We start from the raw sequence: 19516 nt of genomic DNA, 5'->3' as shown, positions 1-19516 counted from the left end.
AACGGGGATGCGCTTAGAGGAGGGCCTTGGAGATGCTTTCTGAGTTGAACAAGACCTACGTGCCCAAAGAGGTTGCGCCCCGATGGGTCCTCATTGACGCGGAGGGCAAGACCCTAGGGCGGCTCGCCACCCAGATCGCCACCCTGCTCAGGGGCAAGCACCGCCCCGACTGGACCCCAAACCTCCCCATGGGCGACTTCGTGGTGGTGGTCAACGCCGCCAAGATCCGCGTCACCGGCAAGAAGCTCAAGCAAAAGATCTACACCCGTTATAGCGGCTACCCGGGGGGGCTCAAGGAGATCCCTCTGGAGAAGATGCTGGCCACCCACCCCGAGCGGGTACTGGAGCACGCGGTGAAGGGCATGCTCCCCAAGGGGCCCTTGGGGCGGAAGCTCTTCAAGCGGCTCAAGATCTACGCCGGGCCGGACCACCCCCACCAGGCCCAGAAGCCCGTGAAGCTGGAGGTCAAGTGATGGAGCAGTACTACGGCACCGGAAGGCGCAAGGAGGCGGTGGCCCGGGTGTTCCTCAGGCCCGGAAGCGGCAAGGTCACCGTAAACGGCCTGGACTTCCAGGACTACTTCCAGGGGATCGTGCGGGCGGTGGCCGCCCTGGAGCCCTTGCGGGTGGTGGACGCCCTGGACCGCTTTGACGCCTACATCACCGTGCGCGGGGGCGGCAAGAGCGGCCAGATTGACGCCATCAAGCTGGGCCTCGCCCGGGCCCTGGTCCAGTACAACCCCGACTACCGGGCCAGGCTCAAGCCCTTGGGCTTCCTCACCCGGGACGCCCGCGTGGTGGAGCCCAAGAAGTACGGCAAGCACAAGGCCCGCCGGGCGCCCCAGTACTCCAAGCGCTAGACCTCCTGGTCTTCCCTCCCCGGCCTAAGGCCGGGGAGTTCTTTTAGCGCCGCCTCCAGGGCCTCCGGGGAAAAGGGGTGGACCTCCTTTTGGCGGAGGTAGACGAGCCTGGCCTCCGCTTCCACGCCCCAGGCCTGCCGGACCGCCTCCCGGTAGAGGGCGAGCTGGAAGCGGTGGCGGGAAGGGTCCACCTCCCGGTCGGTTTTGTAATCGTCCAGGTACCACCTTTCCCCCACCCGGTAGAGCCGGTCCAGGACCCCGTACCAGACCGTACCCCCCCAGGGGAGGACCAGGGGAAGCTCGGCGTGGTCCTCCGCCCGGGCCTCCAGGGGAGGAAGGGCGCTTCCAAGGAGGGCCCGGTAGTTCCGGAGGAGGGCCCGCACCTCGGCGAGGAGGATTCTTTTCTCCTCGGGGCTAAAGGGAAAGGCCACCTCCTGGAGGAGGAGGGCCTCGAGGGCGGGGGCCTCGGGGTCCAGGTGGCGGGCCAGGGCGTAGTGGACCAGGGTGCCGAGGGCCCGGGCGTAGGCGGAGGCCACCCCCTCCAGCGCCTCCTCCAAGGGCAAAGGGGCCTCCGCCTCCTTTAAAGCGCTCGGGGAGAAGACCTTGGGCCAGGGGGAGGGCCCGGGGGTCCAGAAGGCGTAAGGGGCGGGCTTTGGAGGGGGTTCTGGGGCCGGCGGGGGGAGGTCGGCGGCGCCTTCGGCGAGGGGGTGGCGGCGCACCCAGGGATCCTGCCCCTTGGGCCCAAGGCCCAGCCGGGCCAGGGCCTTGACCCAGGGGCCCGGCCTCGGGGTTTCGCTTCCCGTGAGGAGGAGGACGTCCCTGGCCCGGGAGAGGGCCACGTAGAGGAGGCGGAGGGCCTCCTCCTCATCGGCCGCCTCTTGGGCCCGCTTAAGGTCCCGGTAGGCGGGGGTGCCCCTGAGGGCCACCTCCCCCTCGGGCCCCACCAGGAGGGGGGGTGCCTCGGGGCGGTCCCCCCGGGCCAGGTCAAAGACCGCCACCACCCGCCACTCCAGCCCCTTGGCGGCGTGGACCGTGAGGAGGCTCACCCCCTCCCCCCCCTCGGGGAGCTCCGCGGCCTCGGGGTCTTGGGTCCGCACCTTGAGCCAGTCCAAAAGGGCCTCCAGGTCGGAAAAGCCCTCGGAAGCGGCCAGGAGGAGGAGGGTGTCCAGGTTGGCCCGGGCCCTGGGGGTAAGCCGCCTCAGGAAGGCCTCGTCCCGGGCCAGGCGGCGCAGGGCCTCGAGGGGGCTTAGGGCGGAAAGGGCCTTGAGGGCCTGAAGCCTCTCCTGGACCCAGGGGGGAAGGAGGGGCACGGGGTCCTCCGCCCGCAGGGCCTCGGCCACCTCCCCTAGGTCCAGGCCCACAAAAGGCCCCCGGAGAAAGGCCAAAAGGGAAAGCCGCTCCTCCGGGGAAGGGGGGCCTTCCAGAAGGGAAAGCCTTAGGGCGTGGTAGAGGTCCCGCACCTCGGGGCGGGTGAAGAAGCTCCGCCCCCGGCGGAGGGCGTAGGGCACCCCCGCCTCTCTAAGGGCCCGCTCCAAGGGGGCAAGGCTCGCCCGGTTCCGCACCAAAACCGCCATCTCCCTCCAGGCGTAGCCTTCCTGGGCCAGGGCCATAAGCCGCCCGGCCAAAAGGCGCGCCTCTTGCCGCCGCTTGGCCTCAAGCTCCCCCTCCCCCACCACCCAGTGGACCTCCACCCGCCCCTCCTCCGCCCGCTCGGGGACCACCGGGACCCGCTCCGCCTCGGGGAAGAGGGCCACGAAGCGGTTGAGGAGGCGGGCGATGGTCTTGGCGTGGCGGAAGGTGCGGTCCAGGACCCGGCGCTCGGCCCGGGCCAGGGCCTGGCGGAAGACCTCCACCCGGGCGTTGCGGAAGAGGTAGATGGACTGCTTGGGGTCCCCCACGGCCACCACCTCCACCCCCACCTCCTCCAAGGCCTGGAAGAAGCGGGCCTGGACGGGGTTTAGGTCCTGGTACTCGTCCAGGAAAAGGTGGGAAAAGCGCTCCGCAAGCCGCTTCCTCGCCCCAGGATGCTCCACCAGGCGGAGGGCCAAGGCCTCGAGGTCCGCAGGCCCCAGGGCCTCGGCGAAGCGCCTGCGGTAGGCGGCCAGGGCCCTCTCGTAAAGGGCCACCACCTCCTCGGCCCCGGGCAAAGGGGAGAACCTTGCCGCCAGGGGGCGCTTGCGGTAAAGCTCCCGGAGGAGTTCCTCCCAGGCGGGGTCCTGGTCCTCCAGGTAGAGGAGGCTCCGGACCTCCTCCAGGAAGAAGGCCTCGGCCAGAAGCTCGTCCATGAGGGCGAAGTCGGGGTCCAAGGAGAGGAGCGGGGCGGTGTGGCGGAGGGCCTCGGCGAAAAAGCCGTGGATCGTGGTGAAGACCGCCCCGTAGACCTCCCGGGCGGCCTCCTGGGCCTTGGGGTCATGGGGGTGGGTCTCCACCCAGGCGGCCACCGCCTGGCGGGCCCTCTCCCGAAGCTCCTCCGCCGCCTTGCGGGTGAAGGTGAGGGCGGCCATGCGCCTCAAGGGGACGCCTTGGCGCAGGCGGTCTAGGATCTCTCCCACCAAGGCGGTGGTCTTGCCCGTCCCCGCCGAGGCCACGTAAAGCCTCATAGGGCCTCCTTCCGACAGATGTCGGCGAAGGAACAGGCGAAGCACCGGCTCCCGGGCCGCGGCGGGAAAACCCCCTTCTTCCACCCGGCAAGGGCCCGCTTAAGCTCCTCCCGCACCTCCTTAAGCCGGGGCAGGGGGTCCCCTTTGCGGAAAGGCTTCGCCCGGTAAGGCCTGGGGTCCTCCAGAAAGGGCCAGCTCCAAAGCCAGACCGCCTCCACGTCCTCCCTCCTAAGCAAAAGCCCCAGGGCGTACCACTCCGTCCAGCGCCGCTCCAGGTCGGGCGCCGCCCCCTGGGGGAGGAGGCGGTAGAGGTGGAGGACCCGCCCCTCCCACCGCACCCCGTCCAGAAGGAGGAGGAACCGCTCCCTAGGCCAAGGGGTGTAGAAGCGCATCCCCTCCAGGTGGTCCCGGTGGCGCCGAAGCCAGGGCCCCACCTGGGGATCGGCCTCCAGGGCCTTCCCCTCCCGGGCAAGCCGCCTCCAGGGGCCCTCCTCCCTCCAGGGAAAGCGCTCCAGGTAGGCCCGGAAGGGGCATTCCAGAAAACGCCTCAGGGCCTCGAGGCGGGGAAGCCCATCCCCTCCCGAGGGCCAGGGGGGGGCGAAGCCCTCCCCGGGGAGGGCCTCGAGGGGGGTGCTGGGGGGCAAGGGGTCGGGGCGGCTTCCCCGCCGGAGGGGCAGGTAGGCCCCCCCAGGCCCCGCCTCGGGGTAAAGGAGGAAGTTCTCCTCCCCCCGGGTGGCCAGGGCCTCCCAGAAAAGGGGGTCAAGCCCCCTAAGCCTCTTGGGAAGCCGGGCGAGGAGACCCTCTTCCCGGAGTTCTTCCAAGAGGAAGTAGTCCTCCCGCTCCCCCAGGGCGTAGGCCCCGGGGAGGAAGGAGAGGACGTAGGCCCGCTTGGCCCGCACCCCCATGGCCCGAAGGGGAGGGAGGACCTCCACGCCCCCAGGGGGCCCCGGGGAAAGGGCCTCGTCCAAAAGGAGGCTCCGCCACCAGGGCAAGGGATCCTTGGGGGCCACCCGGAGGGCGTAGCGGAGCCGGTCCAGGAAAGGCTCTTTTTCCCGGATCCCAAGCCTTTCCAGGGCCTCTTCCGCCCAGGCCAAAGGGTCCTCCCCGGGGGTCCGCAAGGCCCTAAAGGCCTCCCACTCCTCAAGAAGCCCCTCCTCCCGGGCCAGGCGGAAGAGGGCCTCCTCCCCCACGAGGCCCAGGCGCAAGGCCTTCCGCCCCAAGGCGGAAAAGCCCAAGGCGAGAAGGTCCCTTCCCGTGGGGAAGGGGTTGAGGAGGGCGAGAAGCCTCGCCCCCTCCTCCGTCTCCCCCAAGGACCGCTCCCGCCCGTCCCAGAGGGGCAGGCCGAACTCCTCCTTGAGGAGGAGAAGCCCGGGGATCCGCGCCTCGGGGGCCACCACCAAGACCTCCTCGGGCCGAAGCCCCTCGCCCCCCAAGTCCTTGGGGGCCAGAGCCTGCTTCAGGGCCCGGAGGAGGTGGCGCACCTCCTCCACGGGGTTGGCCAGGGCCAAGACCTCCTGCCTCAGGGGCCTTCGGGAAAGGGTCTTCCAGGGCCTAAGCCCTTCGGGAAGGAGTTCCAGGGCCAGGAGGACGGGCACCTTTCGGGAAAGCCGCTTCAGAAAAACCAGGTCCAAAGGCCCCACCTCCCGGAACCCGTCCACCACCACAAGCCCGGGCTCGGGGAAAAGCCTTAGGGGCACCTTGCCCGCCAGGTGGCGGACGTCGTCGTAGTCCAAGGCCTTCCTCTTAAGCCGCTCGTAGGCCAGGTAGACCCGCCTAAGCCGCCCCACCTCCCCCTCCTTGGGCAGGGCGAAAGGGGAGAGGCCGAAGCGCTTGAGCTCGGCGATGGCCCGGGCGAAGAGGCGGGCCTCCCCCGGGGCGGGCTCCCCGTAGAGGAGCCGCAAGGCCTCCCCCACCAGGGCCACCCGGCCCGCCCCCGGCAACAGGGGGCCAAGCCTTCCCGCCTCGGCCAAAACCCGGTAGTAAAGGGCCTGGAAGGAGAGGAACTCTAGCCCTAAGAAAGCCCCCTTTTCCCCCAGAAGACGGAGGACATAGGGGCGCTGGTGGGGAAGCCCCACCCAGTAGACCCGCTTCCCCTCCCCCAAAGCCTCTAGAGCGAGCCCTAGGGCGAAGGTGGTCTTCCCAGAGGCGGGCGGACCCAGGACGGGATACAGGCCGGGCTCCATATGAAAGGCATTGTATTCCCGCCTAGGAGAGGGCGCCCTCTCCTAGGGGAGATCGGGCAAGGGGAGGGGGTTAAGGTCCTCCCCCAGGCGCAAGACCCCCACCACCCGGCCCCGGTGGAGGACGAAGCAGCGGTACTCCCTGGGCAGGACCACCACCCGCCGGGCCAGGGAAAGCTCCCGCAAAAAGGGCAGGGGGCGCCTAGCCAGGTGCCTGCCGCGGGGCGGGCCCAGGTAGGGGAAAGGCCTCCCCCCTTCCAAGGCCAAAAGGAGGAGGGGCTTTTCCTGACCCAGGAGAACGAGAAGGGCCCCTTCTCCTTGGTAAAGGGCCTGGACCTCGAGGCCCCGCAACACCCCGAAGCATCGCCCCAAAACGGCCTCCGGCCCAGACCCCTCCCCCAGGGCCAAGCCCAGAAGGGCGAGAAAGAGGGGCCCGAGCCGGCGCATCCTAGCCTAGAACCCCCGCTCCGCCGAGATGAGGGCCAAGGCCGCCCGGGCCAGGAGGAAAGCCCTGCCAGGTTCCTTGTCCAGGCGCCCCTTGGCCTCGGCAACCAGCTCCTTCACCAAGGCGTCCTGCCCCCGGTAGTAGCCGAGCTCCTTCTCCGCCCGGTCCACCGCCCGCTGGGCCCTCGCCGCCAGGCGGGCGGCCCACCCCTCCCCCTGGCGAAGCCCCGGGGCGAAGCCGTGGCGCAGGCCCATGTGGGGGGCCCAGCGGAAGCCCCAACGGGGCGCGGGGGCCTGGGCCTTAGGCTCCCCTTGGGCCGCCCGGAAGAGGAAAAGGGCCGCCTGGGCCTCCCGGGTGGCCTTGAAGTAGGCCTTGGCCTCGTAGCTCTTCTCCGCCCGGGCCTGCACCTCCTTGGCCCAGGCCAAAAGCTTCGCCTCGCCCCCCGCCCCCTGGGCCACCGCCTGGACCCGGGCCAAGGCCGAGGCCGCCCGGGCCGCCTCCCGGTAGTCCACGCCTTGGGCCAAAGCAAGCCCCGCCACGAGAAGGAGGAAGGTGCCTAAAAGGGTCCTTTGCATTCCCATCACCTCCGGGTCCCAGGCTAGCCCTCCTCCCCAAAGGGCGCACCAGGGGAAACCTTAAGGGAAGCCAAAGGCAGGTAAAGCCCCACCGCCGCCCCGCCCCGGTTTTCCGCCACCGCCTTGCCCCCGTGGGCCCGGGCCACCCCGGCCACCAGGGCGAGGCCGAGGCCCGTCCCCTGCCCCCCGTGGACAAAAGGCTCCAGCACCCGGGGCAGAAGCTCGGGGGGAAACCCCGGCCCCGAGTCCACCAGCCATAGCCACACCCCCCCTCCTTCCCGCTCCAAACGAGCCCGCACGGGCAGGCGCCCGTGCCGGCGGGCGTTTTCCAGGACGTTTTCCACCGCCAGGGCCAAAAGCTCCGCGTCCGCCAAGACCACCCCCTCCCCTTCCACCGCCACCCCCCGCTCGGCCAGGAAGGCCTTCAGGTCCAAGGGCCTGGGGTTCAAGGAGGCGGCGTCCAGCTGGGAAAGGCGCAAAAGGCCGGCAAGCCGCCCCTCCAGCCGGCCCACCTCCCGCAAGGCCCCTTCCAGCGCCTTGGGCTCAGGCCTGCGCCGGAGCACCTCCAGGTAGCCCTTGAGGGCGGTGAGGGGGGTGCGGAGCTCGTGGGAGGCGTGGCGGGCGAAGCGGCGGGCCATGGCCTCCTTCTCGGCAAGCTCCCGCAAAAGCCCCGCCACCCTTTCCAAAAGAGCGTTCAAGGCGGCCACCACCGGCCTAAGCTCCGCTAGCCCCGGATCGGGGAGGGGGGCAAGCTCCCCGGGGGCCCGTTCCCTCAAGGCCCGCTCCAGGCGCTCCAGGGGCCTTAAAGCCCAAGCGAAGGCCCAGGCCGACCCCAGGAAGACCAAGAGGAGAAGCCCCCCACCCCAGGTGGCGTAGAGGAGCCAAAGCCTTTGGCCCAGGGCGGAAACCCCCTCCAAGGGCACGGCGAGGCCAAACCCCCCACCCTCCCAAGGAAGGACCACGTAGAGCGCCCCCCGCCAGACCCCCTGGTAGGGGCGGCCCTCCGCCAAGGCCGCCTCGAGGCCTGGGGGCAGGGGCCAGGCCTCCACCTGGGTGAACTGGACCCGCTCCCCCTGGACCCAAAAGCCCACCCCGCCCCCAAAGAGCTGGGCCAGGCGGAAAAGCTCCAAAAGGAGGGCCTCCTCCCCAGGCGCCTCCTCCTTGAGGAGGTAAAGCCGGGTGAAAAGCGCCCGCCTCAGGTCCTCACTGGCGGCCTGGGTGGCCTCCCGGACGGAAAGCCAGGCCAAAGGCAGGAGGAAGAGGATAAGGGCGAAGAGGAGGAGGGCCAGAAGCCTTCCCTTAAGGGAGGAAAAGGCGGTAGCCATGGCCGCGCACCGTCTGGATGGGGCTTGGCTCCCCCAGGGCCTTCCGCAAGGCCGAGAGGTGGACCTCCAGGGTGGCGGGCTCCACCACCTCCCCCCAGACCCTAAGCATCAGGGCCTCCTTGGAAAGGACCTCCTCGGGGGCCTCCAGGAAGGCCTTGAGGAGGAGGAAGGCCTTGGGGGAAAGGTTAAGCCGCCTTTCCCCCCGGTAGGCCTCCATGCGCCGGGGGTAGAGGCGAAGGTCCTTGTAGTTCAAGACCTCCTCCCGCCTCCGAACCCGCCGGTGGAGGGCCTCGAGGCGCGCCAAAAGCTCTTGTAGACTATAGGGCTTAACCAGGTAGTCGTCCGCCCCCTCCCTAAGGCCCTTCACCCGCCAGTCCACCTGGTCCAAGGCGGTGAGCATGAGGACGGGGACCTCCGAGCGGGCCCGGATCTCCTTAAGGAGGGAAAACCCGTCCCCCTCGGGCAGAAGCACGTCCAGGATCACCGCCTCGGCCCAGGGCAGAAGGGCCAAAGCCTCCTGGGGGCGCTCGGCGTGGCGCACCTCGTGCCCCTCCAGGGAAAGCCCCAGGGCGAGGGCTTCCCGCACCCCGGGGTCGTCCTCCACCATAAGCACCCTCATCGGGGGTTCCTCCAAAGGGAAAGGGCCCGCACGGGGGCGTAGGCCTCCAAGGGGGGAAGGGCCGCCCCCGTCTTTAGGTCCAGGCGGTGGATGCGGTTTGCCCCCCGCCGAACGGCGTAGAGGACGCCGTCTAGGGGCAGGAGGTCCACGAGGCTCCGGGGGTCCTCCCCTTCCAGAAGGGGAAGGCTTAGGGAGCCCAAAAGCTTCCCCCCGTAGTCCAGGACCCGCACCTTGGCCGCCTCGGCGTCGTAGAGGTAAAGCCGCCCCTCCCCCGCCCCAACCCCGGAGAGGAGGCGCAAAGCCTCGTCCTCCCGGCCCTTGCGGAAGGCATAGCGGGAGAGGTACTGGCCCTCGAGGCTCAACCGCTGCACCTGCCGGTTGCCGTAGTCCAGGACGAAGAGGAAGCCGTCCGCCGCCACCAGGGCCTTGGGGTCCTTGAAGGTGCCCCGCCCCGGGCCCTGGCCCCCGAAGCGGCCCTGGTAGACCCCCTGGAGGTCAAAGCGGCTCAGGGTGGCGGTCTCCCCGTCCAGGACGAAGAGGGTGTCCTGGACCACCGCCAGGGCCACGGGCAGGAGCACCTCCCCCGGCTTCATCCCGTAAGGGGCGGTGGAGAGGAGGAGGCGGCCCTCGGGGGAGAAGCGGTGGACCAGCTTCGCCCCGTGCTCAAAGACGGCCACCCACACCCCTCCCTCGGCGTCGGCGGCCACGGCCAAGGGCGGGGCGGGGAACTGGCCCGGGGCCGAGCCGATTCCCGAAAGGAGCCTGGCCGCCGTGCCCTCCAGGTCCACAAGGCGCACGCTTCCCCGCTTGGCCTCCACCCCCAGGAGGAGGTAGCAAGGCTTGGGCAGGCCCTTTTCCTCCTCCCAGGGGCCCTCGAGGCCCTGGATCACCTCGTCCAGGGTGGGGCGCTTGGCGGGGTCTTTCTCCAGCATCTTCAGGACCAGGTCGGAAAGGCCCTGGGGGATCTCGGGGCGGAGCTGCTTGGGGGGCGTGGGCACCTGGAAGATCTGCTGGTGGATCACCGTCTCGTACCCCCCGGTGAAGGGGGGCTGGCCGGTCAGGGCCTCGTAGAGGACGATGCCCAGGGAGTAGATGTCCGAGCGGTGGTCCAGCTTCTGCCCCTTGGCCTGCTCCGGGCTCATGTAGACGGGGGTGCCGATGCGGGCCCCGGTGATGGTGAGGCGGGTGAGCACCTTCCCCGCGGCGATGCCGAAGTCCATGAGCCGCACCCCCCTGGGGTCCACCCCCTTCTCCCGCAGGGCCCCCTTGAGGACCATGATGTTCCCCGGCTTGATATCCCGGTGGACGATCCCCTGGGCGTGGATGTGCTTGAGGGCGTCCGCCACCCGGGCCAGGATGGCCGCGGCCTGGTGAAGGTTGAGGCGCCTTTCCTCAATGAGCCGGTCCAGCCCCTCCCCTTCCAGAAACTCCATGGCGATGAAGTGGACCCCGTCCACCTGGCCGTGCTCGTAGACCTTGACGATGTTGGGGTGGTCCATCCGGGAGAGGACCTCGGCCTCCCGGTGGAAGCGGCGCACGAAGCGGGGGTCTCCCAGGAACCGCTCCTGGGGTATTTTAAGGGCCACCAGGCGGCCCGTCTTCTTGTCCTTGGCCTTGTAGACCGTGGCCATCCCCCCCACCCCCACCTTCTCCAGGAGCTCGTACCGCTGGGAGAGAACCTGAACTTCCTCCGAGGTCCTCAGGGTTTTCTTCGGGGCCTTGGGCCGGGGGGGCCGCCGGGGCCGCCTCCTGGGCCCAAAGTACACCCGGGGGGCGAGGAGCCCCCCGAAGAGGAGGGCAAGCCCGGGAAGGACCGCCTCTCCCCGCACCCCCGTGGCGAAGCCCACCCCCAGGAAGAGGGCCAGGAGGAAGGCCAAGGGCCAAGGGGCGAGGCGCACGGCCAAGGCCGCCGTCAGCACCACCAGAAGCACCGAAAGCAACCCCGTCATCCGTCCAACCTCAGGGCCACGGCGGTGACGTTATCGTCCCCGCCCCGGCGGAGCGCCTCGGAAAGCAGGGCCTCGAGGTCCGCCTGCAGGTCCTTGCCCAGGTGCCACTCCGTCTCGGGAACCGCCCCGTAAAGCCCGTCGGTGGCCAAAAGAAGCCCTTCCCCCGGGGCCAGGCGCACGGGGATGAGGTCAAAGCGGGCCTCGGGGAGGCCCAGGGCCCGGGTGAGGACGTGGCGGTAGGGGTGGCGCTCCGCCTCCTTGGGGGTGAGGACCCCCTCCTTAAGCCGCTCCGCCACCCAGGAGTGGTCCTCGGTGAGGCGCACGGGCCTTCCCCCCTTGAGGAGGTAGGCCCGGGAATCGCCGATGTGGCCCACCACCCCCTCCTTGAGCCAGTCGGCGTAGAGAAAGGCGGTGAGGGTGGTGCCCACCCCCCTGGCCCCAAGCTCCTGGGCCGCCTTCTGCACCCGCCTTTCCGCCAGGGAAAAGGCTTTCTCCATCACCCGGGAAAGCCCCACCACGGGCCGGCCGCTCCTCAACTGCTCCCCGTAGGCCCGCACCGCCTCGGAGAGGGCCTCTATGGCCGCCTTGCTGGCCCACTCCCCGGCCTCAAGCCCCCCCATCCCGTCGGCCACCGCCAAGAGGACCAGGTGTCCCTGGGGCACCTCCAAGAGGAGGACCCGGTGGAAGTCCTCGTTGTTCTTTCGGCGGCCCACGTGGGAGACCGCCGCCATGCGGAAGCGGGGGGCAAGGCGCATCGGAACCATTTTACGCCCCCGGCGTGTAGGATGGAGCCGTGGAGCCCCTCGCCCACCTGGTGGACCTCTACGAGTACCGGGTAGAAGACCTCCTCCAGGGGAAGACCCCCAAAGGGGGCAAGCGGGCCCTTTTGGAGCTTCGGGCCTACCTCATCGGGGCCAGGCTCACAGGGCCTTTGGCCAAGCGCTTCCGCCAGGCGGACGCCCGCTTCCGGGCCCACCGGGGCCAAGAGGCCCCGCCCCAAGCGCTCCCCTTAGACCTCCCCCTGGAACTTCCCGAGGAGGTCCCCGAAGCCCCTTCCGAAAGGGATACCTTAAGGCGCCTCGCCCTCAAGGTGTGGACCCTATGGGCCGAAAGGGAGGTGAGGAGCAGAGCCAAAGAGCTCCTCCAAGGAAGGCGGGAGGAACTCAGGCTCATCTACGCCCTCCTGCAAAACTACCAGGCCTACCGGGAAGCGCCCACCTTCAAGCGGGACTTCAACCTCTCCCGCTTCGCCCCCACGATCCCCATCCCCTCCCTCTCGGAAAGCCTTTTGGACCTGGAGGACCCCAAGGTGGCCGAGGCCCTCCTCATGGAGTTTTTGGAGACCGCCCTCCACCTCCCCGAGGACCTCCCCTTGCCCCCCGAGGAGACCCGCACCTATTTCCGCCGCCTCCTCCACCGCCTTTTGGAGTGGGACGAGGCCTTCGGCCTCCCCCCCAAGCGGGACCTCCTCTCCCTAAGAAAGGCCCTGGAGGAGGCGAAAAGCCTGGGGGCCACCGCCCAGGAGATCGCCCGCCTCGAGGAAAGGCTCAAGCGGGAGGCCCAGGAGGAGAGGCGGCGGGAGCTCCTTCTGGAGGAGGAAAGGCGGCGCTTCCGGGTGGCGGCGGAAAAGGTCCTGGCCCTCCTCCACCTCCTCCCCGCCCCCCAGGGGGAAACCCCCCTGCCCGAGGTCCCCGGGCCCGGGGAGGTCCGGGAGGAGGCCCTCACCCTGGAGCCCTTCCCCGGCAAAATCCCCTTGGGGCCTTTGGTCCTCACCCTAAGCCGGGTAGAGGGGGTCTGGCACCTGGGCCTCGGGGGGGAGGACCACCCCCTGGAGGACCGCCTGGTCCTCCCCTGGGAGGACCTCGAGGTCTGGGCGGTGCGGGAGGGCAACCTCCTCCACCTGCGCCTCGAGGCCCGAAGCAGCCTCCGCCTCTACGAGCTTCTGGCCGAGGGAAGGGTCCTGGCCCTCCTCCTTAACCCCCGAGGGGCCTACGCCCACCTGAGACTCCTCAGGGCCCTTTCCGCAAGGCTCAAAGGGGAGTTCCAGCCCCAGGCCTTCGGCCCGGACCTGGCCGAGAAGTACCAAAAGGCCCAGGAGGAAGCCCTTTTAGACTTCGCCCGGAAGGGCCTGGAGCTCACCCTAAAGCGCCTGGGCCCCACCGACCCCCTCCCCCTCCTCCGGGAGGTGGGGCAGGCCCTGGGCCTCCCCCAGGAGGCGGAGGCCTTGGCCCAGGCCCTGCGGGAATACACGGGCCGCCGCCCCCCCACCCGGGAGACCCTGGGGGGCGAGGTCCACCTCCTCTCCCTAACCCCGGAGCCCCAGGCCATCCGGGTGGGGGGCAAGGTGGTCTCCTTACGCCTCAGGGACGAGGTGGTCTACGTGGGCCAGGCAGGGGAGGTGCCCAGGCGGCTTAAGGACCTCTTGGTCTACCGCCTCCCCGAGGGCACCCTCCTCCTGGCCCGGGAGGGGAGGCGGGTGGCCTATATTTTGATCTGATTTTTGGCTATAATCCCCCCAAAAGGGGAGTATGAAGGTTCTCCGAAACCCGGCTTTTTCCGGGTGGCCCTTTTGGTCCTGGTCTACCTCCTCACGGGAAACGTCCTCCGGGTCTCCCTGGTGCTGGGCACCCAGCTCCTCGGCACCGTGGTCTTTTCCCCTCTGCTTTCCGCCTGGGCCGACACCCAGGACCGCAAGACCCTCCTCGTGGCCTCCGACCTCCTCAGGGCCCCCTTGGTGGCCCTGATCCCCCTCCTCGAGGCCCATAGCCTCCTTCCTCATAGTGCTCTTCGTGGGGGCGGCGGGGGTTTTGGTGGCCTGGGTAGGCCCCGCCTACGCCTTCTACCTGGACGCCCTCACCTACCCCCTCTCGGGGCTCATCCTCTTGGGGCTTCCCCCCTTGCGGCCGGAAAAACGCCCCCAAGGGGGTTTCTTCGGCCGGGTGAAGGAGGTCCTCACCGGGGGCATCCCCGCCCCGAGCCAAAGGGCTACGCCTCCTTGAGCCAGCGGGCCGCCTCGAGGGCAAAGTAGGTGAGGATCCCCTGGGCCCCGGCCCGGCGCAGGGCGTAGAGGGTCTCCAAAACGGCTTTCCTCTCGTCCAGCCAGCCCCTTAGGGCCGCGGCCTTCAGCATGGCGTATTCCCCGGAGACCTGGTAGGCGAAAAGGGGCTTGGCGAAGCGCCCTTTAAGGGCATAAAGGACGTCCAGGTAGGGCAGGGCGGGCTTGACCATGAGGAGGTCGGCCCCCTCGAGGTCGTCCAGCCGGGCCTCCCGCAAGGCGTCCCAAAGCCCCGCCCTGGGGTCCATCTGGTAGCCCGCGCGGTCGCCGAACTGGGGGGCGCTTTGGGCCGCGTCCCTAAAGGGGCCGTAGAAGGCGGAGGCGTACTTCACCGCGTAGGAAAGGATGGGAACGTGGGTAAACCCCTCCTTGTCCAAGGCCTCCCGGATGGCCCGCACCTGGCCGTCCATCATGGCGCTAGGGGCCACCACGTCGGCCCCCGCCCGGGCCTGGGAGAGGGCGGTCTTGGCGAGGAGCTCCAGGGTGGCGTCGTTGTCCACGTAAAACCCCAAAGGCCCCTCCCGCACCACCCCGCAGTGGCCGTGGTCGGTGTACTCGCAAAGGCAGGTGTCGGCGATGACCAGAAGCTCCGGAAACTCCCCCTTGAGGAGGCGGATGGCCCGCTGGACCACCCCTTCCTCGGCGTAGGCCCCCTTGCCCCAGGGGTCCTTGGCCTCCTGAGGCAGGACGCCGAAGAGGATCACCCCCCCAAGCCCCGCCGCCAGAGCCGCCTCCCCCACCCGGGGGAGGTCCTTCAAGGGGTGGCGGTAGACCCCGGGCATGGAAGGGACCTCCTCCCGCTCCCCTTCCTCCTTGACGAAAAGGGGCAGGATGAGGTGCCTGGGGGCGAGGTCCACCTCCGCCACCAAGGGCCTGAGGAGGGGGGCGCGAAGCCTTCTTGGGCGCTCCATGCCTTCCACTATACTTGAGAGGGAGAGACGATGAACCTGCAGAAACTGCTCAAGGAAGCCCAAAAAGCCCAGAAGAAGGCGGCGGAAGTCCAGGAGCGGCTGGAAACCATGACCGTGGTGGGCTCCGCCCAGGGCCTGGTGGAGGTGGAGGCCAACGGCCAGGGGAGGATCCTGGGGGTTCGGCTCAAGCCCGAGGTCCTCACCACCTTCCAGGACGACCCCGAAGGCCTCGAGGACCTCCTCCTGGTGGCCATCCAGGACGCCCAAAAGAAGGCCCAGGAGCTCGCCGAGAAGGAGATGGCCCGGGAGCTTGGAAGCGTGGGCCAGATGCTGGGGAAGCTCTTCTAGATGCGCTACCCCGAAGGCCTCCTAAGGGTTTCCCGGGCCCTTTCCCGCCTCCCCGGCATCGGCCCCAAGACCGCCCAGAGGCTGGCCCTCCACCTGGCCTTCCACCGGGAGGAGGCCAAGGAGCTGGCGGAGGCCCTTGAGGGACTTGCGGCCTTGGGGGTCTGCCGGGTGTGCGGCAACCTGGCGGAAGGAGAAACCTGCCCCATCTGCCAAGACCCCTCCCGGGAACGGGGCGTGATCGCCGTGGTGGAGACGGTGGCCGACCTCTTCGCCCTGGAAAGAAGCGGGGAGTTCCGGGGGCTTTACCACGTCCTGGGAGGGGCCTTAAACCCCTTGGAGGGGGTGGGCCCCGAGGACCTCAACCTAGAAAGCCTCTGGGACCGCCTGGAAGGGGTGGAGGAGGTGGTCCTGGCCACCTCCATGACCGTGGAGGGAGAGGCCACCGCCCTCTTCCTGGCGGAGGAGCTGAAACGCCGGGGGGTGAAGGCCACCCGGCTGGCCTACGGCCTCCCCGTGGGGGGAAGCCTGGAGTACGTGGACGAGGTCACCTTGGGCCGGGCCCTGGAAGGGAGGAAACCCCTTTGATGGAGGAGGCGCTCCAGGGGCTTTTGGACCGGGTGGAGGGGGCCTTCGCCGCCGGGCTTGGCACCCTGGAGGGGCTTCTGGTGGAAGGGGTGCGGCGCCGGCGGGTGGACCTGGAGGCGGCCATCGCCGAGCACGCCGCCCTTTTGCGCCAGGCCCGCTCCGCCTACGCGGGAAGCCTGGGAAGCCCCCGGGTGGAGGAGCTCCTGGTGGGGGGGCATCCCGTGGTAGGCTATGCCCGGATGCTGGGCCCTTCCTCCCGGGAGGAGCTCTTTCTCCTCCTCCTCCTAAGCCCCGAGGCCAACCTGGGCCGGGCCCGCCTCGAGGCGGCCAAAACCGCCGGGCGGCTTCTGGAGGTGGTGGGATGGCCTACCTAGAAAGCCTAGCCCCTTTGGGCGTGCGGCGGGCGGTGCTCACCGGGCTGGACGGCCTAGTCATTGAGGCCCTGGGCCGGGGAAGCCCTCCTGCCGAGGTCTTGGCGGCGGAGCTCGCCAGCCTGGTGCGGCACATGACCCCCTTGGCGGAGGCCCTCGCCGGGGAGGTGCGCCGCTTCACCCTGGCCACCGACGACCTGGAGGTCCTGGCCCTGCGGATAGGGCCTTACGTCCTGGGGGCGGTGGTGGAGCGGGGCATGGACCGCAAGGCCATCGGCCAGGAGCTATCCCGCATCGCCCTCAAGGTGCAGAACCTTTAAGGAGGTCCGGCGTGGAGGAGATCCTCAAGGAACTCAAGGCCACCCGGGGGGTTTTGGCGGTAGCCCTCCTCAGCGAGGACGGCTTCGTGGTGGAGGAGCGAAGGGAGGAAACGGCCCCCGAGGCCACCCTCCTCTCCGCCCGGTCGGCCACGGTCCTGGGCGCCGCCAAGGCCCTGGCCCAGACCCTAGGGGAGGAAAAGGTGGAGGAGGTCATGGTAGAGTACCCGGAAGGGGCGCTGGTGCTGGTGCCCCTGCCTGGCCACCACCTCCTCCTCTTCCTGGACGGGGTGCTGAGCCTGGGCCGGGTGCGCCTCGCCCTCAAGAAGGCGCTACCCAAGCTAGAGGAGGCCCTCAGATGAGCGAGATAAAACTGGACATTCAGATTGACAAGGACGTGGCCCTGGGCCGCTACACCAACCTGGCCCTCATCGCCCACACCAAGAACGAGTTCATCCTGGACTTCGCCCTTCTCCAGCCCCAAGGGGGGGCCATCGTGGTGAGCCGGATCGTCACCAGCCCCCAGCACGCCAAGGCCCTCCTTAGGAGCCTGGCGGAGAACGTGGCCCGCTACGAGGAGGCCTTCGGCCCCATCCCCGAGCCGGTGGCGGAAAACCAGGCCTAAGCCCTGAAAGGCGCTTCGGCCGGGATGGGGGGCCGGGTTTCCACCCGGCCCCCTCGGCTTAGAGGTTTTCCCGCCACCAGTCCAGATAGGCCCTAAGCCGGGCCAGGCGGCGGTCGGGCCTACCGGAGCGGGAAAGCTCGTGCCCCTCCTCGGGGACCCTAAGAAAGCGAGCCTTCACCCCCAGGTGGAAGAGGGCGGTGTACCAGGTCTCCCCCTGGTCTATGGGGCAGCGGTGGTCCGCCTCGGAATGGACCACCAGGGTGGGCGCCTTAACCTGGTGGACCAGGCGCAAGGGGCTTTTCTCCCAGAGCACCTCGGGGCGCTCCCAGGGGGTGGCGGCAAGCTCCAGGTAGGTGAAGCGGGGCCCGATGTCGCTGGCCCCGAAGAAGCTGAGCCAGTTGCAGATGCTCCGGTCGGTGACCGCCGCTTTAAACCGCTCCGGGTGGCGGGCGGTGAGCCAGTTCACCATATACCCCCCGTAGCTCCCCCCCGCCACCCCCACCCGCTTGGGGTCTAAGGGAAAGCGGGAAAGGACGTGGTCCAAAAAGCCCAGGAGGTCCCGCTCGTCCCTTTCCCCCCAGGCCCCTTCCAGAAGGGCGAAGTCCTGGCCGTAGCCCGTGGAGCCCCGGGGGTTGCAGAAGGCCACGGCGTAGCCCTGGGCCCGGAAAAGCTGGAGCTCAAGCATGGGGGCGGCCCCGAAGGCGGTGTGGGGGCCGCCGTGGATGTAGAGGACCACCGGGTGGGGGCCCTCCCCCTCGGGCAGGAGGACCCAGCCCGGGACCCGGTGCCCCTCGGGGCTTTCCCACTCGGTGTAAAGGGGCTCGGCCAGGTCCAAAACCCCGGCGTTGGGGTCGTAGGTGCCCAAGGGCCCCTCGAGGCGGGCCGGACGGGTGAAGTCCTCCTTGAGGAGGAAAAGCCCTTTGGGGGTGAGGGCGAAGGAAAGGACGCTTCCTTCCTGGGTTAAGGCCAGGGCCTTACCGTCCAATCCCACCCGGTAAAGCCTCGCCCTCCCCTCCTCGGTGCGCACCAGATAGACTCCGTCCCCACCCCACTTAGGCCCCTGGAAGTGGTGGCCAAAACGGAGGTCGCTATTTAGGGAGTTTAAGAGGCTCCCCGTGAAGAGGACCCGGGCCTCCCCATCCCGGAAGTGGTAGAGCCTGGCCTCCGTCCCCCCGCCCCGCTCAAAAGCGTGGCCCAGGAAGAAAAGCCCCTCCGGGCTCCACTCCAGGCCGAAGATGGGCCCCACCCCGCCCCACACCCGCTCAAGCCGCCCCTCCCGCAGGGCGTAGAGGGTGTCCCGCCCCTCGGCCTGGGCCTTGGCGTCCTCGGGCATCACCAGGTAAAGCCCCTCCGGGGCGAAGGCCAGCTCCTTGGGGGACGGGTAGCGGTCCAGGAGGAGGCGGGGTTCGCCTTCCTCCAGGAGGTAGAGGGCCACCCTCCCCTCGGGCAAAAGCCCCTTGCCGTCAAACTTGAAGGGCCAGCCCTCGTAGACCCGGGGCGCGCCAGGCTTTGGCGCCTCCTTCAAGGCCAGGAAGGCCACCTCCCCCTTCGGCCCCACCCAGTAGTCCAGGACCCCGGGGGTCTTTGTGAGCCTTTCCGCCTCCCCGCCCCTAAGGTCCAGGCGGAAGAGCTCCTGCCTCTCCCCCACCCGGCGCAGGAAGTAGACGTAGGGGTGGGCGTAGCGGGGCTTCTGGGCCTCCTCTTGGGTGAGGAAGCGGAGCCCGCCGTCAAAGAGGGCGAGGCGGGTGCGGTAGCGGGGCGGGTCTTCCTCCTGGATGTCCGTGACCAAGAGGAGGGGAAAACCCTCAGGCCCCTCGGTAAGCCCGGAGAGGAAGGTGATCCGGTAGAGGACTTGGGGTTCCATACCCCTATAATACTGACCGGTCAGCCATCCGCCAGGGCCTCCCGCAGGGCCCGCAGGTTCTCCGCCAAGGGCCTCTCGTTGAAGAGGGCGCTCCCCGCCACGGCCACGTCGGCCCCCGCCCGCCGGGCCTCGGCCACGGTGCCCCGGTTGATGCCGCCGTCCACCACGATGAGGCAGGTGGGGTTCAACCGGTCCCGCAGGGCCTTGAGGCGCCGAAGCCTCTCCGTGGCGGTGGAGATGTAGCGCTGGCCGCCGAAGCCCGGGTTCACGCTCATGAGGAGGGCCAGGTCCAGCTCGGGCAAAAGGGGCTCAAAGGCCTCCAGGGGCGTCCCCGGGTTCACCGCAAGCCCCGCCTTCTTTCCCAGCTCCTTCACCTTCTGCACCGCCCGGTGGGGGTGGTAGGTGGCCTCAAAGTGCACCGTGATGTGGTCCGCCCCGGCCCGGGCGAAGTCCTCGAGGTAGCGCTCCGGCTCCACCATCATCAGGTGGACGTCCAAAGGCAAGGAGGTGGCATGCCGGATGGCCTCCACCACCAGGGGCCCGAAGGTGAGGTTGGGGACGAAGACCCCGTCCATCACGTCCAGGTGGATCCAGTCCACCCCCGCCGCCTCGGCCTCCTGGATCGCTTCCCGAAGCCGGCCAAAGTCCGCCGTCAAGATGGAAACGGCAAACCGCACGGGGAGACTATACCCCATCCCACCGTACCAAGGAGAACAATCCCCTCCACCACGGCCCCAAGCAGAATGTAAGCGGCCCCCAACACCATCAGGACGCCGGCGAAGAGGTAGATGACGGCCTCAACCGGTGCAAGCGCTCCATCAGGGCTTTACCCAAAACTCCTTCCTCGCCCTCCCTTAGCCTGCTTCAAGAGTTCTTGGGTGACTTCAT

20 protein-coding genes and 1 pseudogene are annotated in these 19516 nt (G+C 69.3%); 10 read left to right on the top strand and 11 right to left on the bottom strand.

Going from position 1 to position 19516, the window contains the following annotated elements; translation table 11 throughout:
• The first annotated feature begins 32 nt into the window (after positions 1 to 32).
• Both rplM and rpsI read left to right on the top strand, forming a co-directional pair.
• Positions 33 to 473, top strand: a complete 441-nt coding sequence (rplM, locus tag IEX93_RS04265) for a 50S ribosomal protein L13 (RefSeq protein ID WP_229906091.1) — start codon at positions 33 to 35, stop codon at positions 471 to 473.
• Positions 473 to 859 (top strand): 30S ribosomal protein S9, encoded by a 387-nt coding sequence (rpsI, locus tag IEX93_RS04260; protein WP_188846840.1) that lies wholly within the window; start codon positions 473 to 475, stop codon positions 857 to 859. The genes rplM and rpsI overlap by 1 nt, the downstream gene beginning before the upstream one ends.
• Here the strand turns inward: rpsI and IEX93_RS04255 are convergent.
• From IEX93_RS04255 to IEX93_RS04220, 8 genes are read right to left on the bottom strand one after another with little or no spacing between them, the layout of a single operon-like run.
• Complete coding sequence (locus IEX93_RS04255; protein ID WP_188846838.1) at positions 856 to 3459, bottom strand: UvrD-helicase domain-containing protein; 2604 nt, start codon at positions 3457 to 3459, stop codon at positions 856 to 858. The two genes, rpsI and IEX93_RS04255, sit on opposite strands and share 4 nt — an antisense overlap.
• Positions 3456 to 5642 (bottom strand): hypothetical protein, encoded by a 2187-nt coding sequence (locus IEX93_RS04250; protein WP_188846836.1) that lies wholly within the window; start codon positions 5640 to 5642, stop codon positions 3456 to 3458. The genes IEX93_RS04255 and IEX93_RS04250 overlap by 4 nt, the downstream gene beginning before the upstream one ends.
• A gap of 42 nt (positions 5643 to 5684) precedes the next feature.
• The gene (locus IEX93_RS04245; protein ID WP_188846834.1) at positions 5685 to 6086 is read right to left on the bottom strand and encodes a hypothetical protein; all 402 of its coding nucleotides are present in this window, start codon (positions 6084 to 6086) and stop codon (positions 5685 to 5687) included.
• A 6-nt stretch (positions 6087 to 6092) separates the two neighbouring features.
• Positions 6093 to 6659: a hypothetical protein gene (locus IEX93_RS04240; protein ID WP_188846832.1), complete on the bottom strand. Its 567-nt coding sequence runs from the start codon at positions 6657 to 6659 to the stop codon at positions 6093 to 6095.
• Positions 6660 to 6682: 23 nt separating this feature from the next.
• Positions 6683 to 7984, bottom strand: a complete 1302-nt coding sequence (locus IEX93_RS04235; protein ID WP_188846830.1) for a sensor histidine kinase — start codon at positions 7982 to 7984, stop codon at positions 6683 to 6685.
• Positions 7959 to 8603 carry a response regulator transcription factor gene (locus tag IEX93_RS04230; protein ID WP_188846828.1) on the bottom strand — a complete coding sequence of 215 codons (645 nt, stop codon included), beginning with the start codon at positions 8601 to 8603 and terminating at the stop codon, positions 7959 to 7961. Before IEX93_RS04230 ends, IEX93_RS04235 begins: the two co-directional genes overlap by 26 nt.
• Entirely contained in the window at positions 8600 to 10552 is a 1953-nt protein-coding gene (locus tag IEX93_RS04225) for a protein kinase domain-containing protein (protein ID WP_188846827.1), read from the bottom strand. The genes IEX93_RS04230 and IEX93_RS04225 overlap by 4 nt, the downstream gene beginning before the upstream one ends.
• Entirely contained in the window at positions 10549 to 11307 is a 759-nt protein-coding gene (locus IEX93_RS04220; protein ID WP_188846825.1) for a PP2C family protein-serine/threonine phosphatase, read from the bottom strand. The genes IEX93_RS04225 and IEX93_RS04220 overlap by 4 nt, the downstream gene beginning before the upstream one ends.
• A gap of 38 nt (positions 11308 to 11345) precedes the next feature.
• Between IEX93_RS04220 and IEX93_RS04215 the strand changes: the two genes are divergently transcribed.
• Both IEX93_RS04215 and IEX93_RS04210 read left to right on the top strand, forming a co-directional pair.
• Complete coding sequence (locus tag IEX93_RS04215; protein WP_188846823.1) at positions 11346 to 13049, top strand: hypothetical protein; 1704 nt, start codon at positions 11346 to 11348, stop codon at positions 13047 to 13049.
• 3 nt (positions 13050 to 13052) lie between these two features.
• A pseudogene (locus IEX93_RS04210) lies at positions 13053 to 13506 on the top strand (hypothetical protein); the annotation flags it as partial.
• Between the two features lie 31 nt (positions 13507 to 13537).
• On the opposite strand, the gene hemB reads toward IEX93_RS04210, so the two are convergent.
• The gene (hemB, locus tag IEX93_RS04205) at positions 13538 to 14518 is read right to left on the bottom strand and encodes a porphobilinogen synthase (protein WP_188846821.1); all 981 of its coding nucleotides are present in this window, start codon (positions 14516 to 14518) and stop codon (positions 13538 to 13540) included.
• 30 nt (positions 14519 to 14548) lie between these two features.
• Here hemB and IEX93_RS04200 point away from each other — a divergent pair, with 30 nt between their 5' ends.
• Genes IEX93_RS04200 through IEX93_RS04175 form a run of 6 tightly spaced genes read left to right on the top strand, consistent with a single transcriptional unit; the run spans position 14549 to position 16764 of the window.
• Positions 14549 to 14866: a YbaB/EbfC family nucleoid-associated protein gene (locus tag IEX93_RS04200; protein WP_188846819.1), complete on the top strand. Its 318-nt coding sequence runs from the start codon at positions 14549 to 14551 to the stop codon at positions 14864 to 14866.
• Positions 14867 to 15451: a recombination mediator RecR gene (gene recR, locus IEX93_RS04195; protein WP_188846809.1), complete on the top strand. Its 585-nt coding sequence runs from the start codon at positions 14867 to 14869 to the stop codon at positions 15449 to 15451.
• Complete coding sequence (locus IEX93_RS04190; RefSeq protein ID WP_188846807.1) at positions 15451 to 15825, top strand: roadblock/LC7 domain-containing protein; 375 nt, start codon at positions 15451 to 15453, stop codon at positions 15823 to 15825. The genes recR and IEX93_RS04190 overlap by 1 nt, the downstream gene beginning before the upstream one ends.
• On the top strand, positions 15813 to 16142 hold the full coding sequence (locus tag IEX93_RS04185; protein WP_188846805.1) for a roadblock/LC7 domain-containing protein: 330 nt from the start codon (positions 15813 to 15815) through the stop codon (positions 16140 to 16142). The genes IEX93_RS04190 and IEX93_RS04185 overlap by 13 nt, the downstream gene beginning before the upstream one ends.
• 11 nt (positions 16143 to 16153) lie before the next feature.
• On the top strand, positions 16154 to 16501 hold the full coding sequence (locus IEX93_RS04180; protein WP_188846803.1) for a roadblock/LC7 domain-containing protein: 348 nt from the start codon (positions 16154 to 16156) through the stop codon (positions 16499 to 16501).
• Positions 16498 to 16764 (top strand): DUF3467 domain-containing protein, encoded by a 267-nt coding sequence (locus tag IEX93_RS04175; protein WP_188846801.1) that lies wholly within the window; start codon positions 16498 to 16500, stop codon positions 16762 to 16764. The genes IEX93_RS04180 and IEX93_RS04175 overlap by 4 nt, the downstream gene beginning before the upstream one ends.
• Positions 16765 to 16822: 58 nt before the next feature.
• Here the strand turns inward: IEX93_RS04175 and IEX93_RS04170 are convergent, their stop codons facing one another.
• Entirely contained in the window at positions 16823 to 18628 is a 1806-nt protein-coding gene (locus tag IEX93_RS04170; RefSeq protein ID WP_188846799.1) for a S9 family peptidase, read from the bottom strand.
• A gap of 20 nt (positions 18629 to 18648) precedes the next feature.
• The gene (rpe, locus tag IEX93_RS04165; RefSeq protein ID WP_188846797.1) at positions 18649 to 19323 is read right to left on the bottom strand and encodes a ribulose-phosphate 3-epimerase; all 675 of its coding nucleotides are present in this window, start codon (positions 19321 to 19323) and stop codon (positions 18649 to 18651) included.
• Positions 19324 to 19516 lie beyond the last annotated feature (193 nt).

It is taken from the genome of Thermus composti, from assembly GCF_014647535.1.
Classification (GTDB): Bacteria; Deinococcota; Deinococci; order Deinococcales; family Thermaceae; genus Thermus; species Thermus composti.
The sequence above is the reverse complement of the archived record's forward strand: the minus strand, read 5'-3'. Positions and strand labels throughout refer to the sequence as shown.

Bases quoted from the DNA above. Each gene is read 5' to 3' on its own strand.
- rplM (WP_229906091.1), top strand. From the start codon at position 33: ATGCTTTCTGAGTTGAACAAGACCTACGTGCCCAAAGAGGTTGCGCCC.
- rpsI (WP_188846840.1), top strand. From the start codon at position 473: ATGGAGCAGTACTACGGCACCGGAAGGCGCAAGGAGGCGGTGGCCCGG.
- IEX93_RS04255 (WP_188846838.1), bottom strand. From the start codon at position 3,459: ATGAGGCTTTACGTGGCCTCGGCGGGGACGGGCAAGACCACCGCCTTG.
- IEX93_RS04250 (WP_188846836.1), bottom strand. From the start codon at position 5,642: ATGGAGCCCGGCCTGTATCCCGTCCTGGGTCCGCCCGCCTCTGGGAAG.
- IEX93_RS04245 (WP_188846834.1), bottom strand. From the start codon at position 6,086: ATGCGCCGGCTCGGGCCCCTCTTTCTCGCCCTTCTGGGCTTGGCCCTG.
- IEX93_RS04240 (WP_188846832.1), bottom strand. From the start codon at position 6,659: ATGCAAAGGACCCTTTTAGGCACCTTCCTCCTTCTCGTGGCGGGGCTT.
- IEX93_RS04235 (WP_188846830.1), bottom strand. From the start codon at position 7,984: ATGGCTACCGCCTTTTCCTCCCTTAAGGGAAGGCTTCTGGCCCTCCTC.
- IEX93_RS04230 (WP_188846828.1), bottom strand. From the start codon at position 8,603: ATGAGGGTGCTTATGGTGGAGGACGACCCCGGGGTGCGGGAAGCCCTC.
- IEX93_RS04225 (WP_188846827.1), bottom strand. From the start codon at position 10,552: ATGACGGGGTTGCTTTCGGTGCTTCTGGTGGTGCTGACGGCGGCCTTG.
- IEX93_RS04220 (WP_188846825.1), bottom strand. From the start codon at position 11,307: ATGCGCCTTGCCCCCCGCTTCCGCATGGCGGCGGTCTCCCACGTGGGC.
- hemB (WP_188846821.1), bottom strand. From the start codon at position 14,518: ATGGAGCGCCCAAGAAGGCTTCGCGCCCCCCTCCTCAGGCCCTTGGTG.
- IEX93_RS04200 (WP_188846819.1), top strand. From the start codon at position 14,549: ATGAACCTGCAGAAACTGCTCAAGGAAGCCCAAAAAGCCCAGAAGAAG.
- recR (WP_188846809.1), top strand. From the start codon at position 14,867: ATGCGCTACCCCGAAGGCCTCCTAAGGGTTTCCCGGGCCCTTTCCCGC.
- IEX93_RS04190 (WP_188846807.1), top strand. From the start codon at position 15,451: ATGGAGGAGGCGCTCCAGGGGCTTTTGGACCGGGTGGAGGGGGCCTTC.
- IEX93_RS04185 (WP_188846805.1), top strand. From the start codon at position 15,813: ATGGCCTACCTAGAAAGCCTAGCCCCTTTGGGCGTGCGGCGGGCGGTG.
- IEX93_RS04175 (WP_188846801.1), top strand. From the start codon at position 16,498: ATGAGCGAGATAAAACTGGACATTCAGATTGACAAGGACGTGGCCCTG.
- IEX93_RS04170 (WP_188846799.1), bottom strand. From the start codon at position 18,628: ATGGAACCCCAAGTCCTCTACCGGATCACCTTCCTCTCCGGGCTTACC.
- rpe (WP_188846797.1), bottom strand. From the start codon at position 19,323: ATGGGGTATAGTCTCCCCGTGCGGTTTGCCGTTTCCATCTTGACGGCG.